Raw genomic sequence first — 16,087 nt, forward strand, 5'->3', positions numbered from 1 at the left:
AAAACAATTAGATTATAAGAGATAGGGATGATAGCTCTCTTCTAAACGTTTTAAGAGAGCATCTTTTTCTTCAGTAGTTGTAAAACTAGCTAAAATCGCATTTTGATTGAAGTGATAAAAGTCAGAAATACTTGTATTAAAATACTGATGGTACAAGGCATACTCTTTTGTTAAATTGGTATTAGAGACCGTTCGATTATCGGTATTTATCGTTAGTTTAAGACCTGCTTCATAAAACAATTGATATGGAAATTCTGCAATATTTTTTGCAGCCTTTGTTTGTAAATTACTAGTCAGACACATTTCTGCGGTAGCATCAGATTTTACAAAATCTGCTACTAAGTCTTTTTTTCTATACAAAGCCGTCACATGACCAAAGCGTTTGATACCAAGATTTAACCCATCACTAACATTATTTGGGCAATGACATTCACCTGCATGAAAGGTTAAAGGAAGTCCCAAATCTTGCGTAGTTTTAATGATATCTTTTAACTCTGATGTTGGAAAGTCTGCCTCATTACCAGCAAAATCAAAACCGACCAAGCCTCTTGAAGAGAGTCTAACAACCTCTTTAAAAATGCCTTGTGTGACTTCTTTTTGACTTTGTTTCAAGCCACAAACCAATAAACGTGCTATAATGTCAAACTCTTTCATCGCATTGTTTAAACCATCAAGAACAGCTTCAACAGTATCAAGAGCGGAAAGATTTTCATCCATAGACAATTCTGGTGCAAATCGCACTTCAATGTAGATAACATTTTCTTTTGCAGCTTGTTTAACGACATCGTACGCCGCAAGCGAAAGTGCCTCTTTTGTTTGTAATAATGGTCTAATAAAATCAAATGTCTTTAAATAATCCATAAGATTATCAGAGTCTTCTGCTACTGTTACTAATTGTTTTAAGGCTTTATCTTCAGATGGTATGACAATATTTGCCATCATAGCCAATTGTCTTATCACCTCTAAAGACAAGGAGCCATCTAAGTGACAATGGAGTTCTGTTTTCTTTAAATCGTGCCATTTATTATCAGTCATATCGTGCTTCTTTCACTTGTGATGTTGCTTTATATCATAACATATTTCTCTTGATTTTCCAGTTTTTCTGTGATATATTTTGAATACTATTTGAGAGGAGTCATTTATGTGGTGTTTTAAACGTTTTGACCAATTAACCTCCGAAGAATTATTCATCATTTTAAAAGAACGAGTACGAGTCTTTGTGGTTGAACAACATTGTGCCTATCAAGAAATTGATGAGGATGATTTAACTGCCATTCACGTCTTTTCTCTTAAAGATAAAGAATTAATGGCTTATTGTCGACTTATTCCTCAAGAAAATCAGGTGAAATTGGGACGTGTATTAGTGCCTCTTTTGTTTCGTCAAAAAGGATTGGGCAAGAAATTAGTTCTAAAAGCGATAGATTTTTGGCAACAACACTACAAAGTGCCACTTTTTGCGCAAGCACAAGCTTACTTGAAGGAATTTTATCAAGAATTTGGCTTTGAAACCATTTCTGAGGTATACCTTGAAGATGACATCCCTCACATTGACATGATATTAACAAAAAACAGTAAAGGATAGTTTATGACAACCTATAAAACCATTTTAGAAAAAATTAAAGAACACCAGACGATTATTATTCATCGTCATATGAAACCTGATCCCGATGCTATTGGTAGTCAGGTGGGATTAAAACTTTTAATTCAGCATAATTTCCCCGAAAAAAAAATTCTGGCTACTGGTTTTAATGAGCCAACACTAGAATGGTTAGCCAAAATGGATACTGTATTAGATAGTGATTTTAAAGAGGCTTTGGTTATTGTCACAGATACAGCAAATACGCCTCGTATTGATGACAAACGTTATAACAATGGCAATTATTTAATTAAAATGGACCACCATCCAAATGATGATCCTTATGGAGATCTTTATTTTGTTGATACCAATGCATCAAGTGCTAGTGAAATTGTTGCTGATTTTGCTTATCAAATGCAATTAGAATTAACTTCAGATGTCGCACGTCTTCTTTATGCTGGTATTGTGGGAGATACTGGGCGTTTTCTTTATCCAGCAACTAGTGGTAAAACGTTAGAAATTGCTAGCCAACTACGTCAGTTTGATTTTGATTTTTCTGAAATTTCTAGACAAATGGATTCCTTCCCTTATAAAATTGCTAAACTACAAGGCTTTGTCTATGATCATTTAGAAATTGATGAAAATGGTGTCGCGCGTGTTTTTCTCACCAAAGACATCATGGATAAATTCCAAGTAAGTGATGCTGAAACAGCAGCCATTGTCTCTGCACCTGGTAAAATTGACTCAATTGTGACTTGGGCAATCTTTGTTGAACAACCAGACGGTCATTACCGCGTTCGTTTAAGAAGCAAGACCGTTGTTATTAATGGCATTGCTAAAAATCATGATGGTGGTGGTCATCCTCTTGCTAGTGGTGCCAACTCATACTCTGATGAAGAAAATGATGCAATTTACCAAGAATTAAGAGAAGCTGTCAAGCAAGATAAAAACACTAAATAAACCAGTAAAAAATAAAGAAAAAGGTTGTCAAATCATTAAAATTTTGATAAACTAATAGAGTTATTAAACTATGACTCAAAAAGGGTTATGGCAGAAAGGAAAATGACATAATGAAAAAAGATATCCATCCAGATTACCGTCCAGTAGTATTTCTTGATACGTCAACTGGTTACCAATTCCTTAGTGGTTCAACAAAACCAACTAAAGAAACTGTTGAATTTGAAGGTGAAACTTACCCACTTATTCGTGTGGAAATTTCATCAGACTCACACCCATTCTATACAGGACGTCAAAAATTTACACAAGCAGACGGACGTGTGGACCGTTTCAACAAAAAATATGGTCTTAAAGACGCAAACGCTGCACAATAAGCAAGATAATGATAAAAAAGGCATATCCAATGGATATGCCTTTTTTATACTATTAATGAGAAACGGTTCTAAAATCTAGTTTAATCAGTCGGTTGACTTCTAAAATAATGGTTAATGGGGTAACCATTAAGATCTTTAGAAAATCCTAATGATTGGTAAAAAGCACGAGAAAGTTTATTTTTGTCGCTTAAATACTCTGACCATTGATTTTCACGATAAATCTGATATACCTCATTAATTCGTTCTGAGCTAAACGTTTTATAGTCAATCATTTCCCCTCCATAGTACAGTTAGTTCTTTCATTTTAATATTAAGAAAACCCTTAATAACATAATCCTAGCTCTTTTACTATTTCAATAGACTTTGCACCCTTTTTTGCCCCTTCTCCATAAAAAAAGCCAGTCACTCAAGTGAAAACACTTGATATGACTGGTTTTTTAATGTTCTATTATTTAACAGCGTCTTTAAGAGCTTTACCAGCTTTGAAAGCAGGTACTTTTGAAGCTGCGATTTGGATTTCTTTACCAGTTTGTGGGTTGCGACCTTTACGAGCTGCACGTTCACGAACTTCAAAGTTACCAAAACCAATTAATTGAACTTTTTCACCTTTTGAAAGGTATTCTGAAACTGCTCCGAAAACAGCATCTACTGCTACTGCAGAGTCCTTTTTAGTCAATTTAGTAGCTTCTGCCACTTTTGCAATCAAATCTTGCTTGTTAGCCATTTAACAATTCCTCCAATAAATTTATGAGCTTTATGCTCTAACAAGTATTATCATACCTAAAAATTACTATTTGGTCAAGTATTTAATGTTATTTTATTGTTTTTTTATAAATATCAAAACTAATAGTATCATTAATTAAATCCAAGTTTGTCGCTTTTAAATAAATCTTATTATCAATGGTCATCGATTGAATATTGACATTAATAGTTGCTTCATCTGGTAGAATCTCAACGAACTCTGGGATATCATAGGTATTATTAATATACTTTAAAACATCTTTTTCTGGTAAAGGAAGCGTTCCAGCAGATATAGATGTTATTTTTAGTTGAATAGCACCACTAGATAATTTATAGGGTTCAAAATAAACATAGAGCGGCACATCATAACCCAAAATTTTATAGGTTCCTTCAAATAAAATGGATTTGGAACTAATATAAATGTTGTAGGTTAAATCTGATGTTTGATAATCTTTTAAATAGGTTGCTAAAGTTTGATTTAATTGATCTTTTGTCGTTGAAATTTGGCCTATTTTAAAATCATCGCTTGTTTGATTAGAGACTACTCTTTTTTCTGGCTCTCTTTCTTGTAATACTCTTGAAGCGATAACACCTAAAAAACTTAGATTTAAAGCAAGTAAGATTAACAAGCCATACTTCCAATAATTTTTTACATTACCATTTGTCTCTTGTTTCATTAATTTTCTCCATCATTGCATTAGCTATTATTTGATAGCCTATATTATTGGGATGAAAATGATCCTCCTCAAATAGGGCATTATTAATCACAGATGTTGATGAATCATTTGTTTCAACAATTCCTTCTTTTCCATTATATCCTTTATAAAGTTGGTCGTTAATTGGAACAAAGTAAATATTTTCGTATTCTGAAGCGACAGTCGCCGTTGCTTCATTCCATTTGTCAATAATTTCCTGCATCTCAACAATTTCAGGGAAATTAAGATAAAAAGGATTATAAATACCAAGAATATAAATGGGCAAATCGTCATTTTCTTTTCTTGCTAGGTCAATGATTTGACGTAAGCGTTTTTGATAGTCTTTTTGAGGCTGATCAAAAGAAGAAATTTCAAGCTGACTTAAATTCTTTTTGATCACAGCCATCACATCATTTCCACCAACTGTAAGTGTCATAAAATCTGCTTCTTTAATAGTTGGTAATATAGTTTCGTCTTTGGTCATTCTTTTTAATATTTGTTGACTAGTGTTTCCAGCAACACCAAAATTACTAGAAGTGACCTGATACTTATTATCTGATTCCAAGTGATCAGATAGCAAAGAAACAAAGCCTCCTTGATTGGTAGTATCACCTGTTCCTTGTGTTAAAGAATCCCCTAAAGCCACATAATGAAGTTGTGCTGTCTCATTTTCTAAAAAATCATTTTTAGTGAGTTGAGCATTTGATTGAGGAACAAGAAAGTAAAACACAATTGAAAATAAGACTAGTAAACTGATAAAAAAGAGACTATCTTTTAAGATTGATTTTTTACTCATAACGAATCATAATGGCAAAAGCGCCTTCTCCTGTATGGGTTTGAATGATTGATCCAGTTTCTAAAACAACAATATCAGTTTCAACTAGTTTTTGTAATTGCTCTTTTAATTGATTAGCAAATTCATTGGTACCAGCATAAGAGATTGTAATTTCAGCAACAGCTTTATTTTCCAATTTCTGGCTTAACTCTGTTAACCATTTAAAGAAGGTCTTAGTCCCTCTTCCTTTAATCACTGGGTGTAGTTCATGGTTTTGCAATGCCATAACAATTTTAATATTAAACAAGGAGCTAATTATGCCTGCAACTCTGCTCACACGACCACCTTTGATAAGGTTTTCAAGTGTTGACAAACCAATAAACAATTCTGTTTTATTTTTGACTTCTTCTATTCTAGCCAAAATATCTTCACGACTTTTGCCTTCTTGAATGAATTTGGCTGCTTCAACCACTTGGTATTTCATTGCCTGATCAGTAAAAGACGAATCCAAAACAATAATATCTCCACCAGCAAGAGCTGCCCCCTGACGAGCTGCTTCAACGGTTCCAGATAAGGAATGTGTGATGTGGATTGAAATGATAGTATCGTAGCCTTCTTTAAAAATATTCTCATAAGTCTCTGCAAATAAGCCTACTGGGGGTTGACTAGTCTTAGGAAGATGAGTACTGTTTTTCATCATGCTCAAAAATTGACCTTCTTTAAGATCATTATCAGAATAAAGTGTTCCATCAACCATTACAGACAAAGGAACTACAGTAATGTTGTATTTTTCAAGAAGTTCAGACTCTATTGTGATAGAAGAATCTGTCACTATTTTAATATTTGCCATTTTAACCTCTTCTTTGTGCTTTTTTTGTTGTTTATGTTATCATTATAACAAATAAATATTAAATTGGGGGATTTTATGACATCTAAACGTTATAACATTATTAATGAAGTCTTAAATACCATCACTCACTCCATTGGTGTTATTCTAGCAATTATTGGCTTAAAATTGTTACTAGATAAAGCATCAACTCACCAATCTCAATTAGAAATGATTTCCTATAGTATTTATGGCGCATCACTTATCGCTTTATTTCTTTCTTCAACACTTTACCATGTCTTATCTTTTAGTAAATACAAAAGACTTTTTAAAGTGTTTGACCACTCTGCCATTTTTTTGTTAATTGCTGGTACTTATACACCATACTGTTTAATAACTCTAAAAGGATGGATTGGCTGGACTCTACTTAGTCTCGTTTGGATCTGTGCTATTAGTGGCGTTACGATGAAGATTATTTTCTTAAAACCTCAAAAAAATATTTCAAAACTGTCTACTTTATTATATATTATTATGGGATGGCTGATTGTTTTTGCAGCAAAACCTCTCTGGGATAGCCTGCCTTTTAATGGTATCTTACTTCTCTTTTTTGGAGGTGTTACTTATACAGTAGGAGCCCTTGTTTATGCTATAAAATTTCCCTTTAATCATGTGGTTTGGCATTGTTTTATCCTAGTAGCTGCTTACTTAATGTGGGTTTCTATTTATTATTATGTTTAATGTCATTTCCATTAAAACAACCTCTAAGAAATCTTAGAGGTTGTTTTTTTCTAGTAATTCTTTAGCCTGAGCTCGTGCTGTAGCGGTCACGTCACTACCAGCTAACATTTTGGCAATTTCTTCAATTCGTTCTTCAGTGTCTAATAATCTCACTGTTGACACGGTTGATGTGGCATCACTCATCTTTTCAATGAAAAATTGATGATCTGCCTTAGCAATCACTTGTGGTAAATGAGAAATGGCAAGAACTTGACCATGTTGTGAAATGAGATGAATTTTTTCAGCAATAGCTTGTGCTACCCTGCCTGAAACACCTGTATCTACTTCATCAAAAACAATACTTGTTCTTTCAAGTGTTTTAGAAAAAACAGCTTTGATGGCTAACATCAAACGAGACAATTCTCCACCAGATGCAATTTTAATAAGAGGTTTAAAAGTTTCTCCAGGATTTGTTGAAATATAAAATACAACACTTTCATTGCCTAAACGATTAAATTTGCTTTCAGAAAAAACAACCTTAAAATCAGCTTTTTCCATATAGAGATCTTTTAATTCTTGTTTGATATTTTTTTCCAATTCTTTCGCAAGTTCATGACGTTTTTGACGCAACGTTTTAGCCGTTAAAACGAGTGATTGTTCCAAGGCTTTTAATTTTGCTTCACTATCATCCATTGTCTCATCATTAGCTGTTAAGAGTTGATATTCCAAAGTGATATTAGAAAGATAATCCAGTACATCATTAACACTACCACCATATTTTCGTGTGATGGTATTAATAATATCTAGGCGACTATCAATCCTTAGTAAATGATTGGCGTCATAGTCCAAATCATCAATAATATCAGACAAACGCTTTGAAACGTCCTCTAAAACATAATAGGATTCCTGAATGTCTTTTGAGATTTCTTGATAACGACTATCATAATTTTCAATGCTTTCCATTTCATTCATGGCAGATCTAATATTAGCCAAACTCGAAAATTCGTCATTATCCAATTGTTGATAGGTTTCAGAAAGAGCATCAGCAATCTTTTTATGATTCATTAAGCGATTTCGTTCTTCTTGTAAGAGCTTATCTTCGTCTTTTTTTAAGTCAACACTTTCTATTTCAGAAATCTGATAAGCTAACATTTCAATTCTAGCTTTATGATCACTTTCATTCTTTTTTTGAAGAAGAACACGTTTTCTCAATTCTTTATAATCATCAAAGAGTTTTTGATAGTTTTCTTTGATATCTTGAAATTCTTTTGAGCCAAACTGATCTAACATGATAATGTGCTGTGATTGTTTCATCAATTCTTCTTGATCATGTTGCCCATGAATATCTACCAATTGTTGTCCAATGGTTTTTAAAATCGCTAGATTAACCATTTGACCATTGATACGGCTAATGCTTCTGCCATTACTATGGATTTCTCTACGAATAATAAGCTCATCACTGCTGTCAATACCATTATCAGCCAATAACTGCTTAAGCCCAGTTTTATGACTAATATCAAATAAGCCTTCTATTTCAGCCTTTGGCGAACCATGACGAACAGCATCAGAGTTAGCTCTAGCACCAAGCATCATATTCATAGCATCAATGATAATTGATTTTCCTGCTCCAGTTTCACCGGTTAAAACAGTCATGCCATTGTCAAAATGTAGAGAAATATCTTCTATAATGGCAAAATGACGAATAGAAATGTCTAATAGCATCTTAATCTCCTCGTTACTTTAATCATCTTGTCCATTCTAGTAATTCTTGTCTTAACTGATCAGCAGCTAAAGGACTTTTAGCCATCAAAAGTAAACTATCGTCATCAACAATAATACTAAAAATTTTTTCACCATATTCATCGAGCAGTATTTTTTTAATTAATCGTGTATTCCCTGGAATGATATCAAGATGAAGCATTTGTTCTAAACCACTTGTCTTTTCAGAAATACTTAAAATTGTTTTTTCAACTAAAAAGTCATCAGAATCAACAGTGGAATTTGGCTGTGACAAGCTATACACATAATGACCATCTTTTGTAGGAGTTTTAACAACACCTAGCTCATTAATATCTCTTGAAATCGTAGCTTGAGTTAAATGAAGCCCTTCTTTTTCTAAGAGGACTAATAACTCGTGTTGTGTTTCAATATGATGGTTTAAAATGATGCGTTGCAACAACTCTAATCGCTCACATTTTTTCATTATGGCTAAACTCCTTGTGTGCTTCTTCAATAACTGTATTGATATTATCCTCCACCAAATTAAGAGGTGAATTCGTTTTTTCTAAAAAAAGAAGAAATTCTATATTGCCATGACCACCTTGGATAGGTGAAAAATCTAATTGTTTCACACTGAAACTATTTTCTAAGGCAAACTGACAAACTGAAATAATCACTTTTTCGTGAATCGTTTTATCTTTGACAATACCATTTTTTCCTATTTGCTCTCGACCAGCTTCAAATTGTGGCTTCACTAAAGCAACAACCTTAGCATTTTCTGGAAGGATTTGAGATAAGGCAGGTAAAATTAAACGTAGTGAAATAAAGCTGACATCAATAGAAGCAAATACTGGTTGATTTTCTATAAAATCTTTGGGATCTGCATAGCGGAAATTATACTGTTCCATACTTTTAACACGCGCATCTTGTCTTAATTTCCAAACCAATTGATTTGTGCCAACATCAACAGCATAAACCATACGAGCCCCATTTTGAAGCATGACATCTGTAAAGCCGCCAGTAGAAGCACCAATATCAAGCGTTATCTTATCAGCTACCGAAAGATTAAAAGCCTGTAAAGCCTTTTCTAATTTTAACCCACCACGACTGACATATTTTAATTTTTCACCTTTTAATTTTAATTCGGTGTTATCATCAATTTTTTCACCTGGTTTATCAAATCGCTCACCATTTAAAACAGAAACCACTAAACCAGCCATCACACCACGTTTAGCTTGTTCTCTTGTATCAAAAAGACCTTGACGATAAGCTAGTACATCTACTCTTTCTTTAGGCATGAAGTCGTAACCTCTCTATAATGGTTTTAATAGCTTGACGATCAAATTGATAGGCCTTCTCAAAACTTTCAAAAATAGCTAAGGCATCATCCAAGGATTGATTTAAAATGCTGGTCGACTTTTCTAAGCCAAATAAACTAGGATAAGTGGTTTTCTCAGCAAAAATATCTTTTTTAGGCGTTTTTCCCAATTCAGAAAAATCAGCAGTCACATCTAAAATATCATCTCTGACTTGAAAAGCTAAACCAACCAATTGACCTGCTTTTTGTAGTAAAGTCATCCCTTTTTCATCTAAATCAGAAACAATTCCTGCAGCAATAAATGGAAAAGTTAACAATTTTCCTGTTTTATTGGTATGAATGGCAACTAAGTCTGCTTCTTTTAAGGCTTGATGTTCTCCTTTTATATCAAGCATTTGTCCTCCAACCATACCTCTACTACCTGAAGCATCTGATAAAAGACTAATCAGCTGTACCACTTTATCAGGAGCTAATTTTGAAGAAGCTAATAAGCCAAAAGCATCTAAAAACAAAGCATCCCCTGCTAAAATAGCAGTGGCTTCATCAAATTTTTTATGATTGGTTAATTGGCCACGACGATAATCATCATTATCCATAGCTGGTAAATCATCATGGATTAAACTCCCTGTATGAATCATCTCTAAACTAGCTGCAATACGATAGTGATCATCTTTTAGCGTAATGCCGAAACCTTCTAAAAGCATCAAAAATAAAAGTGGACGAAGGCGTTTACCGCCTGCATCAACAGAATAAAGAATAGCTTTAGTTAAATCAGATGAAACGATTAGTTCCTTATAGTAAGTTCTAATAGCTTCATTAGTAAGTTCAATCACCCTATGTCTCCTTTAATCCATTTCTTTTTCGGTATCATCAGTTTGCATGACTTTAACTAATGTTTTTTCGGCTTCATTGAGTGTTTTTTGCAATTCTTTTGATAAAATCATCCCTTTTTGAAATTCTGAAATGGCTTCTTCTAATGGCACATCACCATTTTCTAATTTTGAGACAATAACTTCTAACTCTTGTAAATTTTCTTCAAATGTTTTATTGTTTTTTGACATTTTTAACCTCCACTTCAATTTGACCATCACGCATACTGATGTCCAAACTATCTCCTTTAACTATTTTTTCAACAGAACCTATCACTTGGTTTTCCTTATGAACAATAGCATATCCTCTTGCAACAATTCTTGACGTATCAAGAGACAACAATGCTTCTTGAGATTTTTCAAATCTTGTTAATTTTTGCTGATAATGAGTTGTTATCTGGTGTGATAACAAACGATTGGTCTGAACAATATAATCCTCATAAGTTTTAATTCTTTTTAATAAATCAATTGCTACTAAGCGATTAACCAACAAATGCGTATGATGCTCTTTTTGACGGTAAGATTCCTTAAAAAGATTAGCCATTTGATTGGTCAATTTATCGAGTTTTTGCAGATAACTATCATAAAGTCTTTCAGGTTGTCTGAAAATAACTGAACCTGTTAATTGATTGAGACGATCTTTTTTTATTTTCAACTGTTGCATCATGATGTTATATAGACGTGTCTGTCTTTCATTTAAGTATTGATAAACATCTGCCTTTGTAACTGGTGTTGCAAGTTCAGCTGCTGCTGTTGGGGTAGCTGCACGCCTATCAGCTGCGAAGTCAGCTAAGGTTGTATCTGTTTCATGACCGACACTTGAAATAATCGGCAATCGGGACTCAAAAATTGCTTCTACAACAATTTCTTCGTTAAAACTCCACAAATCCTCAATTGATCCTCCACCACGGCCAATAATCAAAATATCTAAATCATCTCTTAAATTAGCTCTTTTGATATTGGCTACAATTTCCTCAGCACTGCCAGGTCCTTGGACTTTAGTTGGAAACAACAAAATTTCAACGCCTGGGAAACGTCTTTGAACAGTTGTGATGATATCTCTAATAACGGCACCACTTTGGCTGGTCACAACACCAATTTTCTTAACAAACTGAGGGAATTGTTGTTTGTGTTTTTGGTCAAAATAACCTGCTGTGGTTAATTTTTTCTTAAGTTGTTCAAATTGGACGGCAAGTGCACCAACACCATCAGGTTCTGCTTTTTCAATCAAAATGGAATAAGAACCATTAGGTTCATATAATTGAATTCGACCAATAACATTTAATTTCATTCCTTCTTCAATCTCAAATTTAAGAGATTTAAAGACGCCAGCCCACATTGTTGCTTGAATAACGGCTTTATCATCTTTTAATGAAAAATATTGATGCGATGGACGCTTTCTGAAATTTGAAACTTCACCTGTCAAATAGACTCTTTCCAAATAAGGATCGCGGTCAAATTTTAATTTTAAATATTTTGTCAAATGAGATACTGATAAATACTCTGACATGCTCTCTCCTTAATTGTTTTTATTATTCTCATTATATCAAAAAAGTGTCTATTAGACACTTTTTATCTGATTCGTAATACCATATAAAGGCACTTATCCGTTAATTAACTTTTCTAAGTGCTGATTCGTAAGTTTGTTCAAGAAGCATGGTAATAGTCATTGGGCCAACGCCTCCTGGAACAGGTGTGATATAACTAGCAATATCAGCCACTTCATCAAATTTGACGTCACCAATCAACTTGCCGTTTTCATCACGATTCATACCAACGTCAATAACAACAGCTCCTGGTTTAACAAATTCTTTAGTCACTAGATGACCTCTACCGATAGCAACCACCAATATATCAGCTGTTTTTGCTAATTCTGGTAAGTTTTTCGTGCGAGAATGCGCTATTGTTACCGTCGCATTTTCATCCATCAAAAGCTGTGCCATTGGTTTACCAACAATATTACTACGACCAATAACTAGAGCATTCTTACCAGATAAAGAAATGTTGTATTCCTTAAACATTTCCATAACACCTGCTGGTGTACATGGTTTCATGATACCGTGACCGCTCCATAATAATCCCATATTAACAGGATGAAAGCCATCAACATCTTTTTCAGGAGAAATAGCCATCAAAATAGCTTCTTCATCAATATGACGAGGCAATGGTAATTGCACTAGAATACCATGAAATGTTTGATCATCATTATAAGTTTTAACCAGCGCTAATAACTCTTCTTGACTAATCGTTTCAGGGACACGAACCACTTCACTTTTAAAACCAGCAACAAGAGCTGAACGCTCTTTATTTCTAACATAAACTTGACTTGCTGGATCTTCTCCAACAAGAATAACAACTAGACCTGGTACAATACCATGTGCTTGTTTTAATGCTTCAACTTTTTGTGCTAGATTTTTTTGCATTTTTTGTGCAAGTCCCTTACCATCTATTATTATTGCCATTATCTACTCCTATTTTCTGTTTGGTTTGATACTCATCCTATTTTAAAAGACAAAAGCACTCTTGCACCCTTGCCTTTTTGTCCATTATTAATAAAGTAAATCAAAAATCTCAATTGCAATTAAATCAATACTATCAAACGTATATGTTTCACGGGCAGCAACATCACGAAGGGTAAAAGTAACCCCTTGTTCAGGATCATTGTTATATGCTACTTCTGCTACAACAACACCATCACGCTCAAAATTACGTTTAAAATTACCACCATCATTTGCCATTAATTCCAGACGATTAATAATTCTCACTAAATGTGATTCCATAGTTCTCTCCTATTCACTTTTAATCTCTACTATTTTATCATAAATAAAGGCAAACAAACAATAAAAATATTATTTTGTTGCTTTGCTACCAAAATTGAACTGCCAAAACAGTTATCCCACCAATAATAATATTCAAATCTTTTTACTTGATTTCTTTACTTATGGTGATATAATAAACTTATAAAAAGTTTGACCAAAACTGACCAAATCTTTTTATACTATTTTAAATGTCAAAATGAAAGAGGTAAGAACTATGCTTTGTCAAAATTGTCACTTAAATGAAGCCACTATCCACCTTTTTACCAATGTTAACGGAAAGAAAAAACAAATTGATTTATGTCAAAATTGTTACCAAATTATGAAGACAGATCCAAATAATCAAATGTTACGTAATTTATCTCAAACATCTTCAATCAATCCACTTTTTGATGATTTCTTTGGTGATTTGAATAATTTTCGTGCCTTTAATAACGACCTGCCTAACACACCTAAAACACAGGCTGGTGGAAATGGGATTAACAATAATGGTAACAATCGTTACCGAAATACCCCACCAACACCACCTAAACCACAAGGCGTTTTAGAGGAATTTGGAATTAATCTAACAGAAATTGCTCGAAATGGTAATATCGATCCTGTGATAGGTCGTGATGAGGAAATCACACGAGTGATTGAAATTCTTAACCGAAGAACAAAAAATAATCCTGTTCTTATTGGTGAGGCAGGCGTTGGTAAAACAGCTGTCGTTGAAGGCTTAGCTCAAAAAATTGTTGATGGCGATGTGCCACAAAAATTACAAGGTAAACAAGTCATTCGCTTAGACGTTGTTAGTCTTGTTCAAGGTACAGGTATTCGTGGCCAGTTTGAAGAACGTATGCAAAAATTAATGGAAGAAATTCGTAATCGTAATGAGATTATTCTCTTTATCGATGAAATCCATGAAATTGTTGGAGCTGGATCTGCTGGAGAAGGCAATATGGATGCTGGTAATATCTTAAAACCAGCACTAGCTCGTGGGGAACTACAACTGGTTGGTGCGACTACACTAAAAGAGTACCGTGTGATTGAAAAAGACGCTGCTCTTGAGCGTCGTATGCAACCTGTTAAAGTTGATGAACCAAGTGTTGAAGAAACCATCACTATTTTAAAAGGTATTCAAAGTAAGTACGAAGATTACCATCATGTCAAATACACTGATGAAGCCATTCGTGCTGCTGCCGTTTTATCAAATCGCTACATTCAAGATCGTTTCTTACCTGATAAAGCCATTGATTTACTTGATGAAACAGGTTCAAAAATGAATCTAACTCTAAATTTTGTCAATCCACAAGAAATCGATAAGCGTTTAACTGAGGCAGAAAATCTTAAAAATCAAGCCACTCGTGACGAAGATTATGAGCGTGCTGCTTATTTCAGAGATCAGATTGCAAAATATAAAGAAATGCAACAAAATCGAGTGGATGAACAAAACACCCCTATCATCACTGAAAAAAATATTGAAAGCATTATTGAGCAAAAAACCAATATTCCTGTTGGGGATTTAAAAGAAAAAGAACAAACTCAATTAGTAAACTTAGCTGAAGACTTAAAAGCGCATGTTATCGGACAAGATGAAGCTGTTGATAAGATTGCCAAAGCCATTCGTCGTAATCGTGTTGGCCTAGGCTCACCAAATCGTCCTATCGGAAGCTTTCTCTTTGTTGGACCAACTGGGGTTGGTAAAACAGAGTTATCAAAACAACTTGCCATTGAACTTTTTGGTTCAGCTGACAGCATGATTCGCTTTGATATGAGTGAATATATGGAAAAACATGCGGTTTCTAAATTAGTTGGAGCCCCTCCAGGTTATGTCGGCTATGATGAAGCTGGTCAATTAACTGAAAAAGTTCGTCGCAATCCATACTCTGTCATTCTTTTAGATGAAATTGAAAAAGCACACCCTGATGTCCTACACATGTTCCTTCAAGTCCTTGATGATGGTCGATTGACTGATGGACAAGGTCGAACAGTTAGCTTTAAAGATGCCATTATCATTATGACATCAAACGCCGGTAGCGGAAAAACTGAAGCAAGTGTTGGTTTTGGTGCAACTAGAGAAGGACGTAAGAATTCTATTCTCGGTCAACTTTCAAATTTCTTTAGTCCTGAATTTATGAATCGATTTGATGGTATTATTGAATTCCAACCACTAAGCAAGGAAAATCTGTTATTAATTGTTGATTTAATGTTAAACGATGTTAGTGAACGCCTTCTGAATAACGACATCAAGCTAAGTGTCACTGATAAGGTTAAAGAAAAACTAGTTGATCTTGGCTATGATCCAAAAATGGGAGCACGTCCACTTCGTCGAACTATTCAGGAATACATTGAAGATGCGATTACCGATTTTTACCTTGACAATCCTTCTGAAAAAGATCTTAAAGCTATTATGACAAGTAATGGTAATATTGTTATTAAGTCAGCCAAAAAAACTGAAAATGATAACGATAGTGATGAAGCTTAAGATAAAAAAGACTAGATATATGTTTATATCTAGTCTTTTTATTTATTCTAAAAAGTTTGATTATTTTATTGCAGTTTTCTAAGTCGATAATTTTTGCAAAATTATCTTTTGCCCAGTTGTAAAATGAAGTGCAACAAAAAAGACATATTCATCTGTTATACTAAAGTCGCAAAACACAGTATAAAGGAAAGATGAACATGTCCATTAACTATTCTACCACAAAACACCCTTATTGCC

19 protein-coding genes are annotated in these 16,087 nt (G+C 33.9%); 5 read left to right on the forward strand and 14 right to left on the reverse strand.

Annotation, left to right across the window (positions count from 1 at the left end; translation table 11 throughout):
- Positions 1-12 precede the first annotated feature (12 nt).
- The gene (gene add / locus N7659_RS07025) at positions 13-1,035 is read right to left on the reverse strand and encodes an adenosine deaminase (protein WP_263276448.1); all 1,023 of its coding nucleotides are present in this window, start codon (positions 1,033-1,035) and stop codon (positions 13-15) included.
- Between the two features lie 106 nt (positions 1,036-1,141).
- Here add and N7659_RS07030 point away from each other — a divergent pair, with 106 nt between their 5' ends.
- The 3 genes from N7659_RS07030 (at position 1,142) to N7659_RS07040 (ending at position 2,907) form a co-directional block, all read left to right on the forward strand.
- Positions 1,142-1,582: a GNAT family N-acetyltransferase gene (locus N7659_RS07030; RefSeq protein ID WP_263276449.1), complete on the forward strand. Its 441-nt coding sequence runs from the start codon at positions 1,142-1,144 to the stop codon at positions 1,580-1,582.
- Between the two features lie 3 nt (positions 1,583-1,585).
- Positions 1,586-2,536, forward strand: a complete 951-nt coding sequence (locus N7659_RS07035; RefSeq protein ID WP_263276450.1) for a DHH family phosphoesterase — start codon at positions 1,586-1,588, stop codon at positions 2,534-2,536.
- Between the two features lie 110 nt (positions 2,537-2,646).
- Positions 2,647-2,907, forward strand: coding sequence for a type B 50S ribosomal protein L31 (locus N7659_RS07040; RefSeq protein WP_018370011.1), 261 nt, complete (start codon positions 2,647-2,649; stop codon positions 2,905-2,907).
- A gap of 80 nt (positions 2,908-2,987) precedes the next feature.
- On the opposite strand, the gene N7659_RS07045 is transcribed toward N7659_RS07040, so the two are convergent.
- The 5 genes from N7659_RS07045 to N7659_RS07065 form a co-directional block, all read right to left on the reverse strand.
- On the reverse strand, positions 2,988-3,179 hold the full coding sequence (locus N7659_RS07045; RefSeq protein ID WP_263276451.1) for a hypothetical protein: 192 nt from the start codon (positions 3,177-3,179) through the stop codon (positions 2,988-2,990).
- Between the two features lie 176 nt (positions 3,180-3,355).
- Complete coding sequence (locus N7659_RS07050; RefSeq protein ID WP_263276452.1) at positions 3,356-3,631, reverse strand: HU family DNA-binding protein; 276 nt, start codon at positions 3,629-3,631, stop codon at positions 3,356-3,358.
- 88 nt (positions 3,632-3,719) lie between these two features.
- A complete protein-coding gene (locus N7659_RS07055) occupies positions 3,720-4,325 on the reverse strand; it encodes a YpmS family protein (protein ID WP_263276453.1) in 606 nt (201 codons plus the stop codon).
- A complete protein-coding gene (locus N7659_RS07060; RefSeq protein WP_263276454.1) occupies positions 4,303-5,139 on the reverse strand; it encodes an SGNH/GDSL hydrolase family protein in 837 nt (278 codons plus the stop codon). Before N7659_RS07060 ends, N7659_RS07055 begins: the two co-directional genes overlap by 23 nt.
- Positions 5,132-5,968 (reverse strand): DegV family protein, encoded by an 837-nt coding sequence (locus tag N7659_RS07065; RefSeq protein WP_263276455.1) that lies wholly within the window; start codon positions 5,966-5,968, stop codon positions 5,132-5,134. The genes N7659_RS07060 and N7659_RS07065 overlap by 8 nt, the downstream gene beginning before the upstream one ends.
- A 75-nt stretch (positions 5,969-6,043) precedes the next feature.
- Here N7659_RS07065 and trhA point away from each other — a divergent pair, with 75 nt between their 5' ends.
- Positions 6,044-6,682, forward strand: a complete 639-nt coding sequence (gene trhA / locus N7659_RS07070) for a PAQR family membrane homeostasis protein TrhA (protein WP_263276456.1) — start codon at positions 6,044-6,046, stop codon at positions 6,680-6,682.
- 33 nt (positions 6,683-6,715) lie between these two features.
- Here the strand turns inward: trhA and recN are convergent, their stop codons facing one another.
- The 8 genes from recN to N7659_RS07110 all read right to left on the reverse strand — a co-directional run bounded on the left by recN (position 6,716) and on the right by N7659_RS07110 (position 13,347).
- Positions 6,716-8,383: a DNA repair protein RecN gene (gene recN, locus N7659_RS07075; protein ID WP_263276457.1), complete on the reverse strand. Its 1,668-nt coding sequence runs from the start codon at positions 8,381-8,383 to the stop codon at positions 6,716-6,718.
- A gap of 22 nt (positions 8,384-8,405) precedes the next feature.
- A complete protein-coding gene (locus N7659_RS07080; protein ID WP_263276458.1) occupies positions 8,406-8,864 on the reverse strand; it encodes an arginine repressor in 459 nt (152 codons plus the stop codon).
- Positions 8,851-9,678 (reverse strand): TlyA family RNA methyltransferase, encoded by an 828-nt coding sequence (locus N7659_RS07085; RefSeq protein ID WP_263276459.1) that lies wholly within the window; start codon positions 9,676-9,678, stop codon positions 8,851-8,853. The genes N7659_RS07080 and N7659_RS07085 overlap by 14 nt, the downstream gene beginning before the upstream one ends.
- Positions 9,671-10,531 (reverse strand): polyprenyl synthetase family protein, encoded by an 861-nt coding sequence (locus N7659_RS07090; RefSeq protein ID WP_263276460.1) that lies wholly within the window; start codon positions 10,529-10,531, stop codon positions 9,671-9,673. The genes N7659_RS07085 and N7659_RS07090 overlap by 8 nt, the downstream gene beginning before the upstream one ends.
- Before the next feature lie 12 nt (positions 10,532-10,543).
- A complete protein-coding gene (locus N7659_RS07095) occupies positions 10,544-10,759 on the reverse strand; it encodes an exodeoxyribonuclease VII small subunit (RefSeq protein WP_263276461.1) in 216 nt (71 codons plus the stop codon).
- Entirely contained in the window at positions 10,743-12,077 is a 1,335-nt protein-coding gene (gene xseA, locus N7659_RS07100) for an exodeoxyribonuclease VII large subunit (RefSeq protein ID WP_263276462.1), read from the reverse strand. The genes N7659_RS07095 and xseA overlap by 17 nt, the downstream gene beginning before the upstream one ends.
- A 100-nt stretch (positions 12,078-12,177) precedes the next feature.
- Complete coding sequence (locus tag N7659_RS07105; protein WP_263276463.1) at positions 12,178-13,029, reverse strand: bifunctional methylenetetrahydrofolate dehydrogenase/methenyltetrahydrofolate cyclohydrolase; 852 nt, start codon at positions 13,027-13,029, stop codon at positions 12,178-12,180.
- 87 nt (positions 13,030-13,116) lie between these two features.
- A complete protein-coding gene (locus N7659_RS07110) occupies positions 13,117-13,347 on the reverse strand; it encodes a DUF1797 family protein (RefSeq protein WP_199567595.1) in 231 nt (76 codons plus the stop codon).
- A 253-nt stretch (positions 13,348-13,600) separates the two neighbouring features.
- Between N7659_RS07110 and N7659_RS07115 the strand changes: the two genes are divergently transcribed.
- Complete coding sequence (locus N7659_RS07115) at positions 13,601-15,850, forward strand: ATP-dependent Clp protease ATP-binding subunit (RefSeq protein ID WP_263276464.1); 2,250 nt, start codon at positions 13,601-13,603, stop codon at positions 15,848-15,850.
- Positions 15,851-16,087: the final 237 nt, after the last annotated feature.

It is taken from the genome of Streptococcus sp. CSL10205-OR2 (assembly GCF_025660655.1).
In the GTDB taxonomy this organism is placed as follows: Bacteria; Bacillota; Bacilli; order Lactobacillales; family Streptococcaceae; genus Streptococcus.